The organism is Actinoallomurus vinaceus (assembly GCF_039542055.1).
Taxonomy (GTDB): Bacteria; Actinomycetota; Actinomycetes; order Streptosporangiales; family Streptosporangiaceae; genus Actinoallomurus; species Actinoallomurus vinaceus.
In genome coordinates this window covers 152648-174522 of record NZ_BAABHK010000005.1, presented here as the reverse complement: position 1 = coordinate 174522, position 21875 = coordinate 152648, and the positions used below count along the sequence as shown (strand labels likewise).

The 21875-nt window shown below is 69.8% G+C and carries 17 protein-coding genes; 6 read left to right on the top strand and 11 right to left on the bottom strand.

Annotated elements, in window-relative coordinates; translation table 11 throughout:
• Positions 1-94: 94 nt before the first annotated feature.
• The 3 genes from ABEA24_RS19535 to ABEA24_RS19525 all read right to left on the bottom strand — a co-directional run bounded on the left by ABEA24_RS19535 (position 95) and on the right by ABEA24_RS19525 (position 5128).
• Positions 95-1111, bottom strand: coding sequence for an ROK family protein (locus tag ABEA24_RS19535; RefSeq protein ID WP_345432351.1), 1017 nt, complete (start codon positions 1109-1111; stop codon positions 95-97).
• 105 nt (positions 1112-1216) lie between these two features.
• Positions 1217-2104 carry an SAM-dependent methyltransferase gene (locus ABEA24_RS19530; protein ID WP_345432350.1) on the bottom strand — a complete coding sequence of 296 codons (888 nt, stop codon included), beginning with the start codon at positions 2102-2104 and terminating at the stop codon, positions 1217-1219.
• A 99-nt stretch (positions 2105-2203) separates the two neighbouring features.
• Positions 2204-5128 (bottom strand): FHA domain-containing protein, encoded by a 2925-nt coding sequence (locus tag ABEA24_RS19525; RefSeq protein ID WP_345432349.1) that lies wholly within the window; start codon positions 5126-5128, stop codon positions 2204-2206.
• A 364-nt stretch (positions 5129-5492) separates the two neighbouring features.
• On the opposite strand from ABEA24_RS19525, the gene ABEA24_RS19520 reads away from it, so the two are divergent.
• A complete protein-coding gene (locus ABEA24_RS19520; protein WP_345432348.1) occupies positions 5493-7019 on the top strand; it encodes an MFS transporter in 1527 nt (508 codons plus the stop codon).
• A 75-nt stretch (positions 7020-7094) separates the two neighbouring features.
• Positions 7095-7760: a DUF402 domain-containing protein gene (locus ABEA24_RS19515; protein WP_345432347.1), complete on the top strand. Its 666-nt coding sequence runs from the start codon at positions 7095-7097 to the stop codon at positions 7758-7760.
• A 112-nt stretch (positions 7761-7872) separates the two neighbouring features.
• On the opposite strand, the gene ABEA24_RS19510 is transcribed toward ABEA24_RS19515, so the two are convergent.
• The 4 genes from ABEA24_RS19510 to ABEA24_RS19495 form a co-directional block, all read right to left on the bottom strand.
• On the bottom strand, positions 7873-8955 hold the full coding sequence (locus tag ABEA24_RS19510; protein ID WP_345432346.1) for a glycoside hydrolase 5 family protein: 1083 nt from the start codon (positions 8953-8955) through the stop codon (positions 7873-7875).
• 107 nt (positions 8956-9062) lie between these two features.
• A complete protein-coding gene (locus ABEA24_RS19505) occupies positions 9063-11381 on the bottom strand; it encodes a hypothetical protein (protein ID WP_345432345.1) in 2319 nt (772 codons plus the stop codon).
• Positions 11382-11631: 250 nt separating this feature from the next.
• Positions 11632-12795 carry a CU044_5270 family protein gene (locus tag ABEA24_RS19500; RefSeq protein ID WP_345432344.1) on the bottom strand — a complete coding sequence of 388 codons (1164 nt, stop codon included), beginning with the start codon at positions 12793-12795 and terminating at the stop codon, positions 11632-11634.
• A 3-nt stretch (positions 12796-12798) separates the two neighbouring features.
• Positions 12799-13338, bottom strand: coding sequence for an RNA polymerase sigma factor (locus ABEA24_RS19495; protein WP_345432343.1), 540 nt, complete (start codon positions 13336-13338; stop codon positions 12799-12801).
• Between the two features lie 280 nt (positions 13339-13618).
• Here ABEA24_RS19495 and ABEA24_RS19490 point away from each other — a divergent pair, with 280 nt between their 5' ends.
• Both ABEA24_RS19490 and ABEA24_RS19485 read left to right on the top strand, forming a co-directional pair.
• Positions 13619-14635, top strand: coding sequence for a WD40 repeat domain-containing protein (locus ABEA24_RS19490; RefSeq protein WP_345432342.1), 1017 nt, complete (start codon positions 13619-13621; stop codon positions 14633-14635).
• Positions 14626-15252 carry a hypothetical protein gene (locus ABEA24_RS19485; protein WP_345432341.1) on the top strand — a complete coding sequence of 209 codons (627 nt, stop codon included), beginning with the start codon at positions 14626-14628 and terminating at the stop codon, positions 15250-15252. Before ABEA24_RS19490 ends, ABEA24_RS19485 begins: the two co-directional genes overlap by 10 nt.
• Positions 15253-15282: 30 nt before the next feature.
• Here ABEA24_RS19485 and ABEA24_RS19480 read toward each other — a convergent pair whose 3' ends face one another.
• Genes ABEA24_RS19480 through ABEA24_RS19470 form a run of 3 tightly spaced genes read right to left on the bottom strand, consistent with a single transcriptional unit; the run spans position 15283 to position 18058 of the window.
• Positions 15283-16458, bottom strand: coding sequence for an alpha/beta hydrolase (locus ABEA24_RS19480; RefSeq protein WP_345432339.1), 1176 nt, complete (start codon positions 16456-16458; stop codon positions 15283-15285).
• Positions 16425-17498, bottom strand: a complete 1074-nt coding sequence (locus ABEA24_RS19475) for an alpha/beta hydrolase (RefSeq protein ID WP_345432338.1) — start codon at positions 17496-17498, stop codon at positions 16425-16427. The genes ABEA24_RS19480 and ABEA24_RS19475 overlap by 34 nt, the downstream gene beginning before the upstream one ends.
• Positions 17498-18058: a hypothetical protein gene (locus ABEA24_RS19470; protein WP_345432337.1), complete on the bottom strand. Its 561-nt coding sequence runs from the start codon at positions 18056-18058 to the stop codon at positions 17498-17500. The genes ABEA24_RS19475 and ABEA24_RS19470 overlap by 1 nt, the downstream gene beginning before the upstream one ends.
• A gap of 206 nt (positions 18059-18264) precedes the next feature.
• Between ABEA24_RS19470 and ABEA24_RS19465 the strand changes: the two genes are divergently transcribed.
• Both ABEA24_RS19465 and ABEA24_RS19460 read left to right on the top strand, forming a co-directional pair.
• A complete protein-coding gene (locus ABEA24_RS19465; protein WP_345432336.1) occupies positions 18265-19770 on the top strand; it encodes a hypothetical protein in 1506 nt (501 codons plus the stop codon).
• A gap of 212 nt (positions 19771-19982) precedes the next feature.
• A complete protein-coding gene (locus ABEA24_RS19460) occupies positions 19983-21095 on the top strand; it encodes a lysylphosphatidylglycerol synthase transmembrane domain-containing protein (RefSeq protein ID WP_345432334.1) in 1113 nt (370 codons plus the stop codon).
• Positions 21096-21228: 133 nt separating this feature from the next.
• On the opposite strand, the gene ABEA24_RS19455 is transcribed toward ABEA24_RS19460, so the two are convergent.
• Complete coding sequence (locus ABEA24_RS19455) at positions 21229-21867, bottom strand: response regulator (protein WP_345432333.1); 639 nt, start codon at positions 21865-21867, stop codon at positions 21229-21231.
• Positions 21868-21875 lie beyond the last annotated feature (8 nt).

Sequence of the window (21875 nt, the reverse complement as noted above, 5' to 3'; positions counted from 1 at the left end):
CCGGTCCTCCCGGCTTCTTCCGGCCGCCTACCGCTTCGATGCGGTGGGCGGCCGCTCTTCGTTCAGGTCGCAGAGGCGGACCCGATGGATCCGACTAGCCCGGCAGGGCGTCGCGGGCGGCGATGGCGGCGCCGCGGGCGCCGGCCATGTCGAGGTCGGGGACGAGCGCGAACTCCGCGGCGAGGGCCTGCTCCTCACGCAGCACCGTGTTCTCGCGGACCTTGTCCAGGAACCACTGGCGGAACCTCGGCCCCGTCTCGACCACGCCCCCGCCGACGAAGTACGCGCTCGGGTCGGTGAAGTTCGCCGCGATCGTGAACAGGCGGCCGAGCGCGATGGCCTGCTGCTCGAAGATCTTGAGGGCGAGGGGGTCGTCCTTCTCGCCGTATCCGCGCACGAGCTTCGCCGCCTTGCCGAGCGGCTCGGCGCTCAGCGGGTGGTCCTCGAACCGGGTCAGCCAGTACGGCAGCAGGTTGTTGGCGATCCCGGTGAGCGAGGCGACGCTCTCGGCGTCGGCGGAGAAACCGCAGTTGCAGCCGGGCAACGGCTGGGCGTCCTGCAGGAGCCCCTCCATCGGGATGTGCACGTGCCCGAGCTCGCCGGCCATCCCGGCGGCGCCCTTGACGACCTTCCCCGCCTCGATCACACCGCCGCCCAGTCCGGTGCCCACGATCGCCGAGATCGACGAGTGCCGGGCCGCGTCGGCGCCGAAGTGGGCGTGGTGGGCGTACAGCGCCGCCGCGTTGCCGTCGTTGTTGTAGACGACGGGCAGGCCCAGGCGCTCCTCGAGGGCGGTGCGGATGTCGAAGCCCCACCACTCGGGCTGCGGGAAGTTGGTGGCGCCCTTGCTGGAGATCACGCCGGTCGCGCTCGCCGGTCCGGGGGTGTCCAGGCCGACCGCGCGCACCTGCGCCAGGTCGACGCCCGTCACGTCGAGGATTCCGGTCAGGGCCGCGGCGAGGGCCTCGACGGCCACCTCCGGCCCTTCGAGCACCCGGCTGGGCGTTTCCACGAGCCGGTCGACGAGGAAGCTCCCCGCAGCGTCCAGCACTGTCGCGTTGTTGCTGGTCCCGCCGTTGTCGAGACCGACAACCACCCACGTGTCCGGCATTCCACATCCCCTTTCGGCCTCATGATGGTACGGCTCCGCGGACTGCTCGCACACCGGGGAGGGGTCTCCGTTCCGGTGGCGGACCGCGGGAGGCCGCGGGCCGGGTCAGTGACCAGCGCCCTCGTCCGGTCCGGCGGGCGGCTTGACGGCGACGCCGCCGTAGCCCCAGATGTTCTTGATGCTCTGCTCCAGGACCTCGATGGGCTCGCCGTCCGGGTTCCACCGCGCGGTCACGCCCGGCTCGACCAGGTCCAGCCCGTCGAAGAAGCGGCGGATCTCGTCGTGGGTCCGCATGTTCATCGTGGACGAGGCGTTGGTCCAGCCCTCCGACGCCTTGAGGCCGGTCTCCGGATCCGGGTCCATCGACGCGTGCGTCAGCATGAGCATGCTGCCGGGCGCCAGCCCGTCGCACAGCCGCTTCACCAGGCCGTACGGGTCCTCGTCGTCGCGGATGAAGTGCAGAACGGACACCAGCAGCAGGCCGACCGGCCGGTCGAAATCGATGATCTCCCGCACCTCGGGATGCGCGAAGATCATCTCCGGGTCGCGCAGGTCGGCCAGGACGATGCCGACCCGTCCCTGCTGCTCGTCCGGCAGCAGCGCCCGCGCGTGGGTCAGCACGATCGGATCGTGATCGACGTACGCGACGCGGGCCTCGGGCTCGGTCTCCTGGGCGACCTCGTGCACGTTGCCGACGGTCGGGATGCCGGTGCCGATGTCGAGGAACTGGGTGATACCGCGCCGCACCGCGTAGCGGACCGAGCGGCGCAGGAACAGCCGGCTCAGCCGGATGCTCTGCGGCATGTCCGGCATCACGGCGAGCACCTTCTCCACGGCCGCCCGGTCGACGGCGAAGTTGTCCTTGCCGCCCAGCAGGTAGTCGTACATGCGGGCCGTGTGCGGCACCGACGTGTCGAGCGTCAGGAGCCGGCGGACCTGCGCGTCGTCGTCGGCGGGCGACGAAGCCCAGGGCTCCCGTGGTTCGGACGCCATGGCACCTCCAGGTTCGAGCCGCCGTCCGGCGTGGTGATCAAGAATATAGAGGGGAACACCGGGTGAACCGCCCGATGTTCCCCTCTCGCGCGCGGCGCGCTACTTGCGCATGACCTCGGGCTCCTGGCGGCGGAGCATCCGCGTGACCAGGAACGTCAGGACGACCACCTGGACGACCATGATCCCCATGTCGAACGCCCACGTGCCGGTGTCCTGTTTCCACAGCGGGTCCGGCGCATCGCCCCGGCTGGGGATCAGCACACCGGCGTTGAGCGTGCCGGCCATCGCGGCGAGCGCCCACCGGGCAGGAACCAGCCAGGAGATCTGCTCCAGCCCCGGCTTGCCGTCGAGGTGCACGAGGGCGCCGCAGAACACGACCTGGACCAGCGTGGACATCACCAGGAGCGGCATCGTCATCTCGCTGGTCTTGACCAGCGCGGAGATCAGCAGGCCGAGGGCCATCGCGGTGAAGGACAGCAGGGCGATCGCGAGCACCAGCTCGATCAGCGGAGTCGTGAGCACGCCCTTGTCGTGCGTCTTGACGCCGAGCATGGCCACCAGGGTCAGCACGACGCCCTGCCCGATGGTGACCAGGCCGAGCACGAGCAGTTTCGAGGCGAGATACGCGGATCTGGACAGCCCGACCGCGCGTTCTCGCTGGTAGATGGCTCGTTCTTTGACGAGTTCGCGCACCGCGTTGGCGGCGCCGGTGAGGCATCCGCCGATGCACAGGATGAGCAGGAGGTTCGCCGCCTGGCTGTCATTGCCGGGAGGCGCCAGCAGGTTGCCGGTGGGCACCGCGCGGGCCAGCAGGCCCATGATGATCGGTAGCAGCACGGTGATGCCGAGGAACATCGGGTCGGCCGCGATGCTGCGGCAGTAGCGGCGGATCAGCGTGCTCAGCTGCTCCGGCCAGCTCTGCGCCTTGGGCGGCTGCTCGAAGTTGCCGCCGACCGGGCCGGTCTGCGCGACCGGCTGGACCAGCTCCGCCTGGACGTACCGCTGGTGCTCCTGAGAGTGCAGGTAGCGGCCGCCCCAGTCGATGGACGGGTCGTCGAACGCCTGGAACACGTCCGCCCAGTCGTCGAACCCGAGGAACGGCAGCGCCTCCTTCGGCGGGCCGAAGTACGCGATCCGCCCGCCCGGCGCCATGACGAGCAGCCGGTCGCAGATGTCGAGGTTGGCGACGCTGTGGGTGACGACGGCGACCGTACGGCCGTCGTCGGCCAGGCCGCGCAGCATCTGCATGACCGACTTGTCCAGACCCGGGTCGAGGCCGGAGGTGGGCTCGTCGAGGAACAGCAGCGACGGCTTGGTGAGCAGTTCGAGGGCGACGCTGACGCGCTTGCGCTGACCGCCGGACAGCGACGAGACCTTGTTGTCCCGGCGGTGGTCCAGGCCCAGCTCCTTGAGCACCTCGTCGACGCGCGCCTTGCGCTCGCTCTGCCGGGTGTCGTCGGGGAACCGCAGCTCGGCGGCGTAAATGAGCGCCCGGCGTACGGTGAGCTGCGTGTGCAGGATGTCGTCCTGCGGCACGAGCCCGATGCGGGAGCGCAGCTCGGCGTAGTCGCGGTACAGGTCGCGCCCGTCGTACGAGACGACGCCCTGGTCGGCGGGGCGCAGGCCGGTGAGCGCGCGCAGCAGCGTCGACTTGCCCGAACCGCTGGGGCCGATGACCGCGACCAGGCACTTCTCCCCCAGCGGGAAGGTCACGTGGTCGAGCAGCACCTTGCCCTTGTCGACGGTGACGGTGAGGTCGTGGGCGCTGAGCCGGACCGCTCCGGCGTCGACGTACTCCATGAGGACGTCGTCCACCAGGTGGAACGTCGACGGCCCGATGCCGATGATGTCCTGCGCGCCGATCGGCGCGCGCTGGACCCGCCGGCCGTTGACGTAGGTGCCGCTTCGGCTGCCCAGGTCGACGATCTCGTACGTGCCGCCGGCGGAGCGCAGCTCGGCGTGCTGGCGCGAGACGCGGAGGTCGGCGACGACCATGTCGTTCTCGGGGCCGCGGCCGATGCGCACCACATTCGAACCGCCGAGGCTCCGGACGTGCGCGGGCTCGCGGTACTGACCGCTCATCGTCTGCACGATCGGCGACCGCGGGCGCGGGCCCTGAGTCGGCCCGTGCGTCGGGGCGCTCTGCCACGCGGGGACGCCGCCGGGGCCGGGCGGAGCCTGGTACGGCGGCCCCGCCGGGCCGCCGCCGTATCCGGGCGCCTGCTGCGGCCCGGTTCCGTACGGGGAGGGCTGCTGCTGGGGCGGCACGGGCGTCCCGGGAGCGATGGTCGGCGGGGCCTGCCCGGGGCGCGCCTCCGGCGCGGGCGGGTAGCCGTGCGGCGCGGTGCCCCCCGCTGTGGCGGGGGGCTGAGGCATGTTGGGCGCGGGCGGGTACCCGTGGGGCGCCGTACCGCCCGGCTGAGACACGTCCGGCGCGGGCGGGTACCCGTACGGCGCGGTGCCACCGGCGGCGGGCTGCTGAGGAACGTCCGGCGCGGGCGGGTAGCCCTGCGGCGCGGTGCCGCCGGCCGCAGCGGGCCGCTGAGGCGTCGGCGGGGGGTACTGTCCGGGGCCGCCCGGCTGCGACGGCCCGGCGGGCGACGAACCCCAGGGTGAGTCCTGCTGGTACGGCGGCCGAGGGCCGGACGAGTCGGTCGGCGACTGCGGCCGCCCCGGAGATGCCGCCGGCGCGCCCGCCGCGGGCGGCGGTCCGGCGGCGGGCGGGGCCGTCTGGCCCGCCCGGAAGGTGAGTGGAACGCCCTGCTCGGGATGGCCGAGCCGGATCTCGCTGCCGGGCGCGACCGCGACCCGCTGGATCCGGCGACCGCCCTCGTACGAGCCGTTCGCGCTGCCGTTGTCCTCCAGCACCCACTGACCGGCTTCGAATCGCAGGGTCGCGTGCGAGCGGGAGACGCCGTCGACGGCGACGACGATCTCCGACCCAGGATCCCGGCCCACGCGGTAGGTACGTCGTGGATCGAGAGCCACCGACGTGCCGTTGCCCTCCACGACAAGCTGAGTCACGAAACAACCTTCCCGTCACTGCCCCGAGGCCCGCTGGGTGGCGCGTCGGAGGCGCACATCCGCTGGTCCGACGGTAAACACTAGGGCTTGGTTCCCAGACGCTGCAATGTTTCGGAAATTCGGTAAGCATCCCCCGCGACCGTTATGTCGGATGTAAGAGGTTGATGCCTGTCGGCGCGCCTGATTTGCCCCTGGCCCGCCCATCCTCAATCATTGACCGAATGTCCCCCGAGCCTCACGAGCCTCACCAGGCACATCCGGAGAGTGCCGCCGGGCGATGACGACCACGCTGCAGCCGGCACGTACTGCCGACGCTCCACGCACCCGACGGCCCGCCCACCGGCGGTGGCTGTTCCATCCGATCGTGGTCGCTACCGCGGCCGCCGCCGTCCTCCACCTGCTGTGGGCCAAGTACGCCGCGACGGACGGCGGAGACCTCGCCGCACAGTATGCCTGGACCCGGTTCGCGGTGCGCCATCCCGGCTCCGCCTACGACTTCGCGTGGTACGGCGGCATGCACCCGGCGTCCTACAGCATCCTCTCGCCGTACCTCATGGCGCTGATCGGAGTGCGCACGGCCGCGGTGATCGCCGGCACCCTGTCGGCCGCCCTGGTCGCCCTGCTGCTCGTCCGCTCGGGGATCAAACGCCCCCTCGCCCCGGCGCTCTGGGGCGCGTTCTCCCTGTCCTGCAACGCCGTCTCCGGCCGCGTCACCTTCGCGCTGGGCCTGCTGTTCGGACTGGCCGCCGTGACCGTGGTGTTCGTCCCCCGGGGCCCCCGGCCGCTCCGCGCCTCCGCCGTCGTCGTCCTCGGGATACTGGCCACGCTCGCCAGCCCGGTCGCCGGGCTGTTCCTGGAGGTCATCGCCGCCGCGCTGTTCCTCACGAAACGCCGCCCGGCGGCGTACGCCGTCGCCGCCGGCCCGCCCGTGGTCGTCGCGGGATCCGCGCTGTTCTTCCCCTTCGGCGGCGTCCAGCCGTTCCCCTGGTACCTCGTCGTCGCACCGGTCGTCGCCTCTCTGGCGCTCGCGAAGTTCGCACCCCGCGAGTGGCGGACCGTACGCCTGGGCGCGGTGGTGTACGCGCTCGGGACCGTGCTCACCTGGATCATCCCGTCGCAGGTGGGCAGCAACGTCGACCGGATGGCCCTGCTGTTCGCGGGCCCGGTCCTGCTGGCCGCGGCCCTGCACCGGCGCACGGCGATCCTCTACGTCGCGTTCGTCGCGACGGTCATCTCGCAGGTGGTCCGGCCGGTCTTCGACGTCGTCAACACGGCCGCGAACGTCGGGCACACGGCGAGCCTGGTGAACGAACTGCGGCGGGTGCGCGCCGACCGCGGCCGGGTCGAGGTCGTGCCGGAGCGCACCCACCTGGAGGCCTCGGAACTGGCCTCGGAAGTCAACCTCGCGCGCGGCTGGAACCGCCAGGCCGACGTGCAGCGCAACGCCCTGTTCTACGACGGGACCCTCAGCCCGGACACTTACCACGCGTGGCTGCGACGGTGGGCGGTGGGTTATGTCGTGCTGCCGTCGGCCCAGCCCGACTGGCAGGCCAAAGAGGAGGCGCGCATCGTCCGCGCGGGCCAGCCCTGGCTGAAGCCGGTCTGGCAGAACCGGCACTGGCGCCTGTTCCGCGTCACCGACGCCGTCCCCCTCGCCGACCCGCCGGCCACCGTGGACCGCGCACTCGACAACGAGCTGGACGTCACCGTCGCGACGAAGGGATCGGTGCTGATCCGCGTCCCCTGGTCACCTTGGCTCAAGGTCCTCGACGGCCGACCGGGCTGCCTGGCCAAGGCCGGCGACTGGATCCGCCTGTACGCCCCCGAACCCGGCAAGTACCGCATCGCCGCCCCGTACCGCCTGCCCCGCGGCTCCTCCTGCCCCCGCTGACCCCGCCGGGAAGAGCGGCACCATCGTCTCTGGAATCCGCCTTGCCGCCGGTATGGCCGTGGCACGATCAAGAACGTGACGGTCGATGGAGCCGGCGGCTCGGCGTTTCCTGAAGGGTCCACTGTCGTCCGCCGGGACGTGTTGCGGGGCAAAGTATGGTCGGCGGCGCCCTTTCGGGTGATCCAGGACACCGGCACCGTGCTGATGCTCGCCTGCTGGCCAGGCGTCGAGATGCTCGCGCCGACCACCTGGATCGAATGGCTGCGCACCGGTAACGATGCCGTGCGCGAACAGGCCATCCCCAACCTGGCCTCCGGCCGCTGGGAACTGGACCGGTGGGTCTGGCGGGACACCACCTTGCTCGCGCGGTACGAAGCCGGTCGGTACTTCAGCGTCAGCCGGTTCTTCGACGCCGAGGGCCACTGCGGCGGCTGGTACGTCGACTTCGTCCGCCCCTTCCAGCGGACTGCCATCGGCATCGACGCCTTCGACCTGCTGCTGGACCTGGTCGTGACGGCGGACCTGTCGTCCTACCGCTGGAAGGACGAGGACGAATACGCCCAAGCACGCCGCCTCGGGCTGATCGACGACGCACTCCACCAGCGCGTCGAGACCGCACGACAGCAGGTCGTCTCCCTGATCGAATCCCGTCGAGGGCCCTTTGCCGACGACTGGTCATCGTGGAAACACGACCCCGCCTGGCCGGCGCCGGCACTCCCGCGCGACGAGCCCACCGGATAGGTGAAGCCCCGAGAACGAACCGGGAAGCGCCCTGGTGAATGCGGCTCAGGGACCTGTCGCCGCAAGACCGCCGAAGGCACGAGACAGCTGGTGTATCGCGTACTCACCCGGCTCATGCTCGGCCAATGGCGGTTCGAGCACCTCGTGATCCGACAAGAAAGGCTTCAAGGTCGGCACGCACTTCTGGCCAGGAACCTTCCGGGTCGGTGGGGCCGGGTGGGTGATCCTGGAGCGGGTAAGACCAGCCCAGCACGGCATCATAACCGAGTGGTTGCAGGTTCTGTAGGCGTTCATAGAGGGACTCTTCGTAGCTATTCGGACCAGAGGACGGTCTTCTGTCGCCGGGCCGAAGCCAGCGGTAGTTGCCGGTCACGTTGAAGGGAAATTCACCGAGAAAAGCCGAAGGGCCGTATGAGTTGGCAGGAGCAGGCTCTCCGTCGACCGCCTCACTGGCTGCGGCGGTGATTAGCGATCCGGTTATCCGGCCGTAGTGGTGAACTTGGGTTCGCGTTATCGGGGGTCCGGCTAGGGCCCATTGACTGGGCGTCATTGGGTCGTTGAATCCTACTGTTGCGGGCAGTCTATGTTGAGTGATGCGCGCGCAGCCCTCACGGAGAAACGCCTTCATATCCGAGAGTCGCACGTTCGCTTGGCGAACAGTACGGCTCGGCGGAACCAGGACATCGGTGCACCATTCAGGTTCGTTGAACAGATCCCAGGCGTAGATGGTGTCGGGATAGCTCGCCGAGACGCCCAGCAAGGGTTCGAGGACATTTTCGAAAAGCGCGTGACGTTTAGCCGTGTCACTAATCCATGATGAGCGCCCACCTTTGACGCGATCGCCAAATTCAGGCGCGAAGGCGAAGTGGAAGTCGAGGAAGGTAGGGACGAGCCGGAGTCCGTGGCTACGCGCTTTTCGGTGCAGCAACTCAAAATCGTCCAATACTTGCCGCCCCAGCCCGATCGGTGGGGCAGCCGTCACGGTCCCGGCCGCCTCTCTGCGCGGACTGGGAAGCAACATCGCTCCTGAGCCGAAGATGAACCACCGTACAATGCGTAGACCGATCGATGCGTAGCTATCAAACACCGCGTCGACGCCATGCGTCCAGTGCCGTTGATCGGAACGCGGGAGACCCCCGAAGTCGATACCGAATGTATGGTAAAGCCACCACGGCTGATTGATCCCCACCTGCAAGATTCATCCCTCCCGCTGGGCAGTTACAGCATTCTGCCTGAGCTCTCCACGTTTCGACCTTGACTCAGTTCGACACGGCCTTGGAGGGGGCCGAGACCAATCGTCGATCAGGATTCGCTATTGGCGGTGGATCCCGCGGCGTCATCGGGCAATGATGAGGTCACCTGTACATCGAGTGCTGCGGTAGGAGTGAATTCGTACCAGGACGATACAAGGTTTCCGAGACGCTGTTGATCGGACTCGTCGGGGTCGGGACTGGGGGTATTCGGATATCGGGCGTCGGCGTCAGCCCTGAATTCGTCGGCGAGGGTCACATAGGGGTCGCTGCCGTCGGTGTGGCCGGTGCGGACGAAGGCGAGGAAGGCCGATTCGAAGCCCCGGCGGATCGGCACTACCACTCGGGCACTGCCGGCTTTCAGGAACGCTTTGTGCGTGAAGTCCGGGTGATCCAGGCCCGTCTTGAGCGCCCACCGGTTGTGGGCGGACCAGAAGTAAGGGTAAAGAAAATAGGCAATGTTCTCCCACTCGATAGCGTGGTGGACGAACTGGATCGTCTGTCCTTGCGAGGCCATGGCGTCCCAGATCTGCTGGTTGAGAATCTGGCCGGTGGCCGGATCGTAGAGCGTGCTACCGACGACGGCCGGGGAGAACGCGAACTCGGGACCGAAGATCCAACGGACCACGCCCTTCATCACCTCCTCCCGCTCGACCTTGCGAAGCGACAGAGGGTCCTGCGCACCGAGCTCGGCCTTGAGGGCGTCGAGCCGGTCGCGCAGCTGAGTCTGCTCGGCGTAGAAGTTACCCAACGCAGCGTCCTTGATCGCCGCGTACGCCTTCTGCTGCCAAGCGGTGAACACCTCGTCGCGGAGCCGCAGGATGCCGGTGACCCAAACCGAGCACGACTTGACGTGGTAGGCGCCGTAGTGGATGTCGAAATGACCACCGAACCCTCGCCAATCGAGAAGTTCGTGCTTGTCCGGGCCGACACCTCGCACAAAGAAGTCGGCACCCGCAGTTGGATTATCGACAAAGTCGCCGGTGAAGTCGCTGAATCCGTCCTTGTCCCAGTCCACGCGTGCTGTCTGAACGACATAGTTCGGGTCGATGTCCACACCGAAGGTGAACCAGTGCCAGCGGCCCGCCCCCTGTGTGGTGTTGTCGTCGTTATCCCAGGTGCGTGGCGTGTCGGAGACATATAGCCGAATCGTGGCCCCCGGCGGCGGGTCGATGCTGGTGCCAAAAGCAGAGGCCAGCCGCGACCAGTTGTCGCGAGTGATCGACTCTGCGGTCAGCGGCGCGTTCGGGTGATCCGGATCAATGATTCCCGTCATGTCGAACTGCGCACCCAAGCGCCCTTGCAGGTCCTGAATCTCGCGATAGCGGTCAAGCAACTCGAACCCCGGTTCGGGAATGTTCACATCCAGGCACAGCCGCTTGTCGAACTCGCGCAGCTCGACCAGCCATTTGCGTTGCAGCTGGTAGTAGTCCACCCTGCAGCCTCGGTCAGCGTAGGGGTTTCGTACGGTGCTGACCTGCTCCTGTTCAGAGCCGGCCGCGCTTGACACCCGGAAGCTGATCTTGTGTTCCTGCTTGGTTCGCGCCGACGCTTTTTTCGTCAGCTCTTGCGAGCGCTTCGTGCTGTCAGCGCTGGCAAGGCTGGTTTGATCAGTCATGCTGAACGCTCCGGAGGCGCTGACGCTCATCGGACCGAATCCGCCTGAGGCGCTGACCGAAGTGTTGAGACCTAGCGAGTGCTGATGCTGGGATGTGGTTGATTCAGCAAGCTCCGTCTTCTCGGTAACTCCCTGCTCGCTGAAGGACTCCTCGTAGTCGGTGACGATGGTCTGAAAATCCGAGGCAGTGTTCGACCACTCGCGCCGGGTCAGATGCACCTTCTCGCCAGGTGCGAGCGGTAGCGAATGCACCAGCTCACCTCCTGCCATGCCCGCAGGCAACAAGTCCATCCGCTGCACATGCAAGACTCCCAAATACACCGCATGCAGCCGGAGGCGGAATGCCTCCAAGGCCGCTTCCAACTCGTCACGCGCAGCCGCGTATGGGGTTCCGTCCGGAGCATTGGCCAGCTTGGACAGGTCAGCCTCGGCCTCGCGCGTCAACTCGTCGGCGGGCATCCGCGCCAGTTGCTGTGCGGCATCGGCGATATGCCCTCCGAACAACTGGCCCAGATCGACCGTGGTCCGCACGGGCGAGGCGGCATTCTTCGCATACCAGAGCTTACTCAACCGCACCTGATCTTGTTTGCCGCTTGTCCCGACCGACCTGGCCCGCTGAACCGCCTGAGCCAATCGCAGCTTTTCCCATGCACCCGGCTCGTTGGCCACGCCGGACAGCTCGTTGGTCTTCGTCGCATCAATCGGAGTCAGGACCGCCTGGTGCAGGCTACGCGCTGCTGGAATATTGCCCATTGAATACATACCCCCAGATGAGACCTGCAAGAACCATAGATAAAAAAGCACCAGAAATCATCCGTGAAACCACGTACACCAACGGGTCCACTGATGTTGCGCCAGTCCTGGCCATGGCCGGCGGTTGTGGATCTTTGCCGGTACCTTCGGGGCCTCGGATCACGGACTGCGACCCCGCCTGGCCGACGCTGGTACTCAATGGCGACCGGATGACCCTTGCGCCATACGGCCAGGCGGGAGCCGCCGGTGATTACGGTTGTTCGTCTGGGACTCTCTGCGCGGGCGGTGTGGGAGCGGTGTTGGTCCATCCGGTGATGACCGGGGTGTAGGTGTTGTGATTTCCGGGCGCGCTCTGGTTTCCGATGGCGAGGATGTTCGACGTGGCGGGGTCGATGATGAACCGGTCCTGATATGAACCGCCCGGGCGGAAGCTCGGGTCGGTGACGATGAGGCCGATTCCCTCACGGCCGAGCGGATCCCGTACCTTTCCCAGGGTCTTGATACCCGGGAACGTCGCGAGAAGGCGGAACGCCGCCGCCCGGACCTTGGGCGGTGCCGGCGCGAGGATGAGCAGATCCCGGACGGCGTCGTACATCCCTTCGGCCGGCGTGCGTCCGCGGCTCTTCAACGCGGCCGGATCGGTGAGTGCTTGTAGACGGGCCTTGAGCCGGGTGGGATCGGTCGGCAGATTCATGACCTCCGTTACGGAGAGCTTGTGGCGGGATTCGCCGAGGAAGATGCTGCGTGGGCCTTTGACATAAATGCCCGGCAAGGTGTTTTCGGTGGCCAGACGCCACCCATGAGGAACCGCTTTTCCCGCCGGCCATGGCCGCACCGAGTCCGCTTCCGGATCGTCCGACAGCGGGCCAGGGGGAATCGGGGGTCTGATGAACAGCGTCGGAGAGCCGTCGCGGCGCCATGCGGCAGCGTCGGCCCGGGTCGGGGCGGTGAAGGTCGGGTCGCCGTCCTGCAGATACCAGCTGAGATCCCGGGGCGACCGTGCGATCCAGACGTTGGTCTGGTCGACGGTCATGTTCAGCCGATACCGGATGCGGCCGTCTTGGACGGTGACGGGCTCGGGGACGTTGCGGATCTCGGCGTGCCAGTAGCGGCCCGTCGTGGACGGTAGGTGCTCGGAGGTGGTGGCGGCCGCCAGCAGGATCTGCCGCGCGCTCAGCGGCTGGTCCTGGGAAGGGTGGTCCGCCGGTCCACCCACGCCGATCGCGGCCACGATCGTTGTGGCGGCGACGGCCGTGGCCGCGAGGCCGGCCACCCAGGCTCGGCGGCTTCGCCGACCGCCCGATCGTGCGGCGTTCTGGTTCGAGGTCAGCCGCGCGCGGCCGGTGGCGACGACCTTGGGGCTCGGTCCCTGCGCTTCGGGCAGTGCTTCACGTAGCATCTGCAGCTCATCCATCGCTTACTCCTCCTCGAACGGGTCGGAGGGGCCAAGTGCCTCGCGCAGCTTTCGCCTGGCGCGGTTCAACCGGGAGCACACGGTTCCGTACGGGATGTCGAGCGCCTCGGCGACCTGCTCGTAGGAGAGCTCCGCGAGGGTCACCATCAATACGACGTCGCGATCGCCGGGATTCAGCCGTGCGAGTGCCTGAAGGAGCTGTGGCCGCAACCCCAGCGCGATGATCCGGGCGTCCAGCCCGTCCTCACGAACCTCAACGGCCTCCGCAGCACCGGCTCGGGCGAGCGCCTTGTACATGGCGACCTCCCGACGCCGATGCCGCCTGATCAAGTTGGTGGCGATCCCGTACAGCCATGCACGCGCGTCGCCGCGAGTGCGGTCATAGCGCTGGCGCTGCCGGAACGCGGCGACGAACGTCTCAGCCGCGAGATCATCGGCGATGTCCTGACCCAACCGACGCTCGACATACTTGTGGATCTCCACGAAATACGCGTCGTAGATCTCGGCGAACCGTTCGGGAGCCTCCAAGGACGCCTGAATCACCGCCGCGTCCTCATGCGGAGGACCTCCGGGCATGCGGCGAGTCAGGAATCTGTGGGATTCAGAGCTCATGCGGTGTCCCGCTCATTGAACGTGACCCTCCTTTGCGGACAACTGACACCCGTTCTTGCCACGACCCCCTTCGACCCTTCACGCCTGAGGACCGGCGATGGCCACGGCCACGACTCGATCCCGCCGGTGTCGGCGACACGAGACCGACTCCGGCGGAGGCCGGAATGGTGAAGCGCCCCCAGGTGTGGATCTTGGACGGTACCTTCGCGACATGCGTACGCAATCGGCGATGTTGAGCAGCGAAGTGCCCTCGGGGTCCCGGATCACGGACTTCACGGTGGTCCAGACCGCCGCTGGACCGCTCATCATCTGCGCCGACTCCCGGTACGGAGGAGTGTGGACCTGGGATCCCCTGCGCGACGTTTGGCAGGACCGGCCCCTGGCCTTCGCCTGCGCCGGGGACCCGGTGGCCGCGCAGTATCCCGATGCCGAGAACGACATCGATTCGGTGGCCGCCGTCGTGTCCGGCGGGCGCGTGGTCCTTGCGGCGGGAGGCGACGAACAGGGCATTGCCCTCTGGGATCTCGAGAGCGGCGAGCTGATCCGGGGAGCGAGCTTCAACGACGACTACACCGCGGCCATCACCGCAGTGCGGGGTGAGGGGCCGCCGCTGTTCGTGACCGCCACGCAGTACGCGGAGGAGGTCCTGGTGTGGAGGCCGTCGGCCGAGGAGCCGCTCACGGAACTCCCGAATGACATCGGGGAGATCACCGGCCTCACGGCCGCGCATGGCCACGGCCTCTCGATGGCGGCGGCGGGCGGGGCCGACGGGGTGGTCGCGGTGTGGGATCTCGCCCAAGGTGAGAGCCTGGCGTCGTTCTACACCGAGGCGGGTCATGTGCCGGCCGTCTCTCTGGCACGCCTCGCGGCCGGCCCGGTCGTGGCGGCGGCCGTCGAGGACGGCATCTACGTGTGGGACGTGACCGGAGACCCGGAGAGCGATCCGGTCCACGACCCCTTGACGGGGCACGAGGAGACCATCCGTTCCCTGGACACCGTCACGTTCGACGACCGCTGCCTCGCGGTCACCGGGGGCGACGACGCGACCGTGCGCGTCTGGGACCTGCGGACCGGCGCGCAGGTCGGCGATCCGCTGTCCGGCCACAAGGGCAGCGTCGAGACGGTCCGGACCGCCGTGCTCGACGGGCGCCACGTCGCCCTGAGCGCGGGCCGGGACGGCAGGATCAATGTCTGGGACCTCCACGCCATGGTGCGGACATGGATGTGACAGAGCGGTCGGGAGCGCTCAAAACGCGGCGGTACCTGTTCGAGCAGCGGAATTCGCTGGGGTTCGTGGCCGAGGTGGCACGAGGTCACGGCTGGACGCTCCCGGACGAGCCCCCACGGCTCCCGCCGGATCACGCGGGCCCGGTGCGGGTGCTGTTGGAGATCCTCCCTGGTCTCCGGCTGTTGTACGAGAACGACCCGGCCAGGCCGAACTCCTATGTACAGGCGATCGGCGACTCTGGCCTCGGGCCGGACATCGTCGATCACATGATGGCGGTCTTCAGGGCCTACCCGGGGATACTCACGTTCGAGGCGCTGCTCGACGATCTGGACGCCGCCACCGAGACCGAGGCCCGTGACGTCGCAGTACGGCGGGCCGGCCTCGGCGCGCCCGCGCAGATGGATGAGCGCCTCGTGGCGCGAATCACGGAATGCGCCACGGCCAAGGACAAACGCCTTCGGGAGGGAGCACTGTGCGCCATCGGCTACACCGAGTGGCCGGTCTTCCTTCCCTTGGTGCGGAAGATGGCAGCCGAAGACCGTAAGAGGTCCTTGCGGGCGGCGGCGAAACTCACCCTGAAGGCTTATGAGCTGGTGGGCCTGACCGACTCTCGTTAGGCGACCCGCTGAGACCGTCCAGCGAGAAGGTCACACGCCGAGGCGGCCGTTGAGCCAGCGCAGGGCGGGGGTGAGTTCGCGGCGCCAGACGCTGAAGTGGTGGCCGCCCGTCGGGAGGGTGATCGAGGAGACCTGCATCGGGGCATGGACGAGCGCGATGAAGCGGCGTGTCGCGGCGTAGTCCTTCTCCCCCACCTTGCTGGTCGTGACCAGCACGTCGATGGGCGGGGCGGGGCGGTGCTGGAGCCGCCAGGCCAGGTCGTTCTCGTTCCGGTAGGCGGGGCTCCCGCCGTACAGGTCGCCGGTGGTGATGTCGCGCAGCGCCTTGTAGTAGCCCGACATGGAGATCGCCGCGGCGAACCGGTCGGAGTGGCGCATGGCGAGCTTGAGCGCGCAGTATCCGCCGGTCGAGTCTCCCATCGCGCTCCAGCCGGCCGGCCCGGGGACGGTGCGGTACGCGCTCTGGATCGCGGCGGGCAGGTCGCGCGCGAAGAACGTCTCGGCGAGCGGGCCTTTCGGGACGTCGGTGCACTCGGTGTCGCGGGGCGGGGTGACCATGGGCCGCATCATGACGAAGATCATGGGCTTGAGGCGGCGGGCGGCGATCTCGCGGGCGGCCGTCTGCGGAAGTTGCAGGCGGGTGATGAGGTTCTCGGCGTTGCCGGGGTAGCCGGTGAGCGCGAGCGTCACCGGGAAGTGCCGGGTCTTGTCGCGGAAGTACTGTGGCGGCAGGTAGACGTAGGCCAGGGCGCTGATCCCCGATCGGCCGCCGTGGATCGTCACCGCCTCCAGCCGGCCGTCCTTGACGGGCAGCCGGTGGCCGTCGATGAAGGCGTCGTGCGTCGGGACGAGCGGCGGGTCCTGGCCGGCGGGCCCGTGCGCTCCCCGGATGAGGTGGCCGTGGTGGCCGGTGGGGTCGCCGGTGCCGCCGCCCCCTCCGGATCCGCCGGGCATGCCGAGCAGGTCGCCCCAGGATCCGTAAAAGGCGAAGTAGGCGTTGGCCACGGTGAGCAGGGCCGCGATGAGGAGGACCTGGGGGACGAGCAGCAGGCCGACGCGTGCCGGGACGCGGCGCGCCGCGCGTGGGGCGACCCAGACGACGCCGACCAGCGCCGCCAGGGCGAGGAGGCAGATGAGGAGGATGAAGGGAGTGCCCGTGAGGCCCATCGACGTCAGTTCTCCGGGCTCAGCCGGCCGCTGAGCCATCGCAGTACGGCAGGAAGGTCCCGCTGCCAGGTCGGGAGCGTGCCACCGCCGGCGACCGTGAGGGAGTCGGCCCGTACCGGCGGCCTCGCCAGCGCGGTGAGCTGCTGCGCCGGTTCGGTGGCGCCGCCGGCGGTGACGACGAGGAGGTGCGCCGGGGGCGGCGGGCGGTGGCTCAGTCTCCAGAGCAGGTCGTTCTCGGACCGGACCGCCGCGCTGCGCCCGTACAGGTCTCCGGGCGGGGCGCCGTACGAAGTCGCGGCGCTGACCGCCGCCGTGAACCGGTCGCCGGCCTCCAGCGCGAGCTTGGCCGCGCAGTAGCCGCCGTCCGCGTCGCCGAGCACCCCCCATCCGGGGCCGTCGTGGGCGACGCGGTAGGACGCCGCGACCGCCATCGGCACGTCCTCGGCGAAGAACGTGCCGGCCTGCTGCCCACCGGGCGCGTCGACGCAGGCGCCGACCGGTCTCATCAGGACGTACGCCGTCGGCTGCACGGTGCGGCCGGCGATCTGGCCGGCGGCGACGGACGGCAGGCGCAGGTGAGTGATCGCGGCCTGCACGTCGGCCGTCAGGACCAGCACGACGGGCAGGCGCTTATGCCGGAAGGCGTGCTCGGAGTACTGCGGAGGCAGGTACACGTAGGCAGGGGCGGTGACGCCGGAGCGGGGGCCGCGGATGACGACCGCGTCCAGGCGTCCCTCCTTCGGGGGCAGGCCCCGTGACAACGCGTCGGACGTGGGCCGCAGAGACGGCTGCGACGCGGCGGCGGGCGACGAGGTCGGACCCGCGCCGACGACCCGCACCTTGCTCTTGTCCGTGCCCAGCATGTCGGCCCACGAGCCGAAGAAGCCGAACGAGGAGTTCACCGCCACGAGCACCGCGAAGACGACGAGGAGCTGGGCGCCCACCACGAGGCCCGCCCGCGACGCCACCTGGCGCGGGCCGCCGCCCGCGACGCGTGGCAGCAGCACGACGCACGCCACGAACGCGGCCAGCCCCAGGACGCCGAGCAGTACGACGAACGGGCCGTCGGTCAGGCCCATCAAGACACCTTTCCCGTTCCGACGCCCGTTCTGGCGCCCGGTCCGATGAGGGGGCTCAGCCGCGTCCGGCGGATCCGTGCGACGAGGCGCCGCACCGGCCCCTCGAACAGCACGAAGCCGATCAACGTGACCGTCGCTCCGACGACGCCGCCCCCGGCGATGTCCTCCAGGGGAACGCCTCCGACCGCGAAGGTCAGCGCCATGATCACCGCGGCGCCGCAGGCCAGCAGTCCCAGCCACCGGCTGACGAGCAACAGGCCGATGGCGGTCGCCACCGCGACCGCCATGTGGTCGCTCGGCTCGGGAAGGGCGGCGGTGCGCGCCGCCCCGTACATCGGCAGTCGGACGGTCGGTGTCTGCTCGAGCGGCTGGTTGACCAGCACGGCGGCGATGACGCCGACCGGCGCCCATATCGCCGCGGCCATGACGGGGGCACGCCGGTGACGCGCCGTCCACCATCCGGTTCCGAGCAGGGCGGCGAACAGTATCGGCCCGAACGTCACCCAGCCGACGAGCGCCAGGTGCGACCAGTGACCGCCGACCAGATGAGCATGGAGCATGTGTACGTGTTGCGGCGGGTGCACGGATCCCCTCGTATGCGAAATCGCTGCCCGCCAGCGTAGGAATCCCCGGGTCAGCATCGGTTCAACGCATGGTTAGCGCCACGCTCACCTTTCCCCTCCTCGGGAATCCGGCCGCCCACGTGTCGTGGTCCCCCGGCGCGCTTCAGAGGATTCCTTCAGCCCGGATGTCTACCCTGACCTGCGTGCTCAGGTCTTGGCGGGCGCCGATGCCCGCCGTGCGTCCCGCCGCTCCCCTGGTGATCGTCGCCGTCGCGTACGGCGCCGCCCAGCTCGTCGGCGCGGCCGCGCACATGCGGCTCGGCTGGGACGAGACCGTCTACGTCAGCCAGGTCAGCCCGCACGTTCCGGCCGCGTACTTCAGCGCGCCGCGTGCCCGGGGGATCACCCTGCTGGCCGCCCCCGTCGTGGCGGTGACCTCCTCGCTCACCGCGCTGCGGTGGTACATGGCCGTGCTGTCGTCCGTCGGCCTCGTCGTCGCGTACTGGCCGTGGACCCGGCTCCTTCGCCCGGTCACGGTGGGAATCGCCGCGCTGCTCCTGACGAGCCTGTGGGTCGTGCGGTTCTACGGCAACGAGGTCATGCCGAACCTGTACGTGGCGTACGGGGCCGTGGCGGCGGCCGGCTGGTTCACGCACGTGGCCGGCGCCGTACCGGATCCCGGGGACGTCGCGCCCCGGGTCTCTCCCCGGCGGGCGTGCGCGTGGCTCGCCGTCGCTGTGGGATGCACCGCGCTGCTGCGCCCGGGTGACGCGGTGTGGCTCGTGCTTCCGCTGGCGGCGGGGGCCGTCGTCATGGGCCGGCACCGGATCGGTCTCCTGATCGGCATCGCCCTCGGCATGGCCGGGGGGCTCCTGCCGTGGGCGGTGGAGGCCTACGTCCGGTTCGGCGATCCGCTGCGGCGGCTGCACGACTCCAGCAGGGTGGAGGGCGGCCTGGGCTGGCATCCCGAGGGTGTCGCGATGAACCTGCGGGCCCTGGACAAGTACGTGCTGTGCCGGCCGTGCGGCACCACGATCTCCCATGTCCCGACGGTCGCGCTGTGGTGGCCGGCGATCCCCCCGCTCGTCGTGGCGGGGCTGGTCCTGGCCGCCCGGCAGGGCCGGCTGCGCCTGCTCGCGCCGGCCGCCGCCTGCGGAGCCGTGCTGGCGGCCGCGTACCTGCTGTTCGTCGGGTACGCCGCGCCGCGCTTCCTGATCCCCGCCTACGCGCTGCTGGCCCTGCCGGTCGCCGAACTCGCCGTCGGCCTGGTGGTCCTGACCCGGGGGCGGTGGCGCGGCGTGACCGCCGGCGCCGTCGCGACCGGGCTGGTCCTCCTCGCCGCCGGCCAGCAGAGCGTGCTCCGGTACATGAGCGGTGAGGAGGTCCGGTCGCGCCAGGACTACTCCTGGCTCGCGTCGGGCCTGCGCGACCTCGGCCTCCACCCGCCGTGCACCCTCTCCGGGGACACGGCGCAACCGCTGGCCTTCTACGTGGGCTGCCGATCCGTGGAGGTCAGCGGGAACAACGCCTCCACCACGACGGCCGGGCTCCTGCGCGCGGCCCGGACGACGCGGTTCGCCACCCTCGAACTCGCCGGATCCCGCCCACGGTACGCGCGCGGCTGGCGCCGGTACGTTCTCACCACCCCGGCCGGGGAGCGCTGGAAGATCTACGTCCCACCGGGCACGGCGTACGCCCCGCGGGGATGATCCCTGCCCGTGAGCCCCTCAGGCACCGGGCTCCACGAGACGCATGATCACCCACAACACCATCGTTGTACTATTCAGGTAGTGAGACGCCCACGGCGACCCCACGGTCGGTGACGGCACCGCCCACCGGCGGACCTGGAGGAACCCATCACGTCAGCCGCCCCTCATCCCGTGTTTCACCATTGCTCCATCCGGCGGGGAAGGTTGAGGCCATGAGCCGACGCATCATCCTCACCCGCCGGCGGACGCCCGAGCCTCTCGTCGAAGGACAGCATCTCGTCGAGGGGATCGATGGGTCGGCCATCGCCCGGTTCCCGGCGCGCAACTGGATGGTCGCCGGATTCCTCGCCGCCGCGCTCTGCGGGGTGGCCGTCGGTGCCCGCTTGGCCGACGTCGACGTCGAGGACGTCGACGTGGGCGGCTGGGCCGGAGCGGTGTCCTCCGGCGCGAGCCGGATCCAATGGGGGTTCGTGCCGGCGATCGCCGCGCTGACCACGCTGCACTACCTCGCGTCGGCGCTCGGCGTACGCGCCGCCGCCGACGGCGTGTCCGGCCGGCGGCTCGGGCTGTGGGAGGTCACCGCGGTGCAGTTCGCGGGCGCGGCGGCGAACCGGCTCGCCCCGAGCGGGCTCGGCTCGGCGGCCGTCACCTGCCGGTACCTCACCCGGCGCGGCCTGCCGGTGTGCGAGGCGACGGCGGCGATGGCCGCGGCCAGTCTGGTACGCGGCGTGACGAAGCTCGGTCTCGTCGCCGTGGCCGTCGGCGTGTGGAACGGCCTGGGCGACCCGGCGGCACCGACCATCCGCCTCGACCGGATCGCCGCCCGGCACGCCGGGCTGATCGTGCCGGTCCTGGCCTCGGCCGGGGGCGCGGTGCTCCTGGCGGTCCTGATCGTGCTCTGCTGGCCGCGCGGCCGGGGCCGCGCCTGGGCTCGCGCCGCGGTCACCGGCGTGGGCCGGTCGCTGCGGCACCTCCTCCACCGGCCCCGCTGCCTGATGGCGACACTCGTCGCATCGACCGGCGCGCACGCCGCGCTCGCGCTCGCGTTCGCGGCCAGCCTGCTCGCCATCCCCGGCACGGACGGCCGGGACTTCGGCGCGTTCCTCGCCGTCTACCTGATCGGCGCCACGGCCGGCGCCGTGATCCCGACCCCGGCCGGCGTCGGGTCGACCGAGGCGGCGCTGATCACCGCGCTGGCGGCCGCGCACGTCCCGACCGCCCAGGCGGCCGAAGGCGTCCTGCTGTTCCGGGCCATGACCTTCTGGGCCCCTGTACCGGTGGGCGTCATCAGCACCCGGCGCCTCCGCCGCACCCACGGCCTGTAGGCCCAGCGCCCAGGGCCGATCGGGTCAGGCGGTTCCGAACGGCGGAGCGTACGGCAAGCTTCCCCGGCACCGTCAGGCCAGGCCGTAGCGGGCGGCGAAAATCCCGGAGCGTACGGCCGGCTTTCCGGCATCGTCAGGTCAGGCCGTTGCGGGCGGCGAAGACCGCCAGGCGCACGCGGTTCGGGCAGCCGGTCTTGGTCATGAGGCCGGCGACGTGCGTCTTGACCGTGGTGACGCCAATGTGCAGCCGGTGAGCGATCTCCGCGTTGGACAGCCCCTCCGCGACGAGGATGAGGACGGTGCGCTCCCGGCCGGTCAGGTCCAGATCGGGAGCGGCGGGCTCCTCCTGGCGGGCGCCGACCGCCTGGGCGACGAGCCGCCGCAGCACCGGCGTGCTGAACGGGCTGTCCCCGTCCGCGGCGCGCCGGATCGCGTCGACGAGCGTCTCGGGTGCGACATCCTTGGCGAGGAACCCGCACGCTCCCGCCGCGAGCGCCGGGTAGAGATGATCATCGTCGTCGAACGTCGTCAGCACGACGACACGTGTCGCGGGCCGCTCGGCGAGGATCCGCGTTGTCGCGGCGATGCCGTCCACGCCCGGCATGCGCAGGTCCATGATGACCACGTCCGGCGCGAGACGCGCCGCGAGCCGTACGGCCTCGGCCCCGCCCGTGGCCTCGCCCGCCACCTCGATGTCGTCGGTCGACTCGCACAGCATCCGCAGGCCCGCGCGGACCAGATGCTGGTCGTCCACGATCAGCACCCGGATCACGCCGCCCT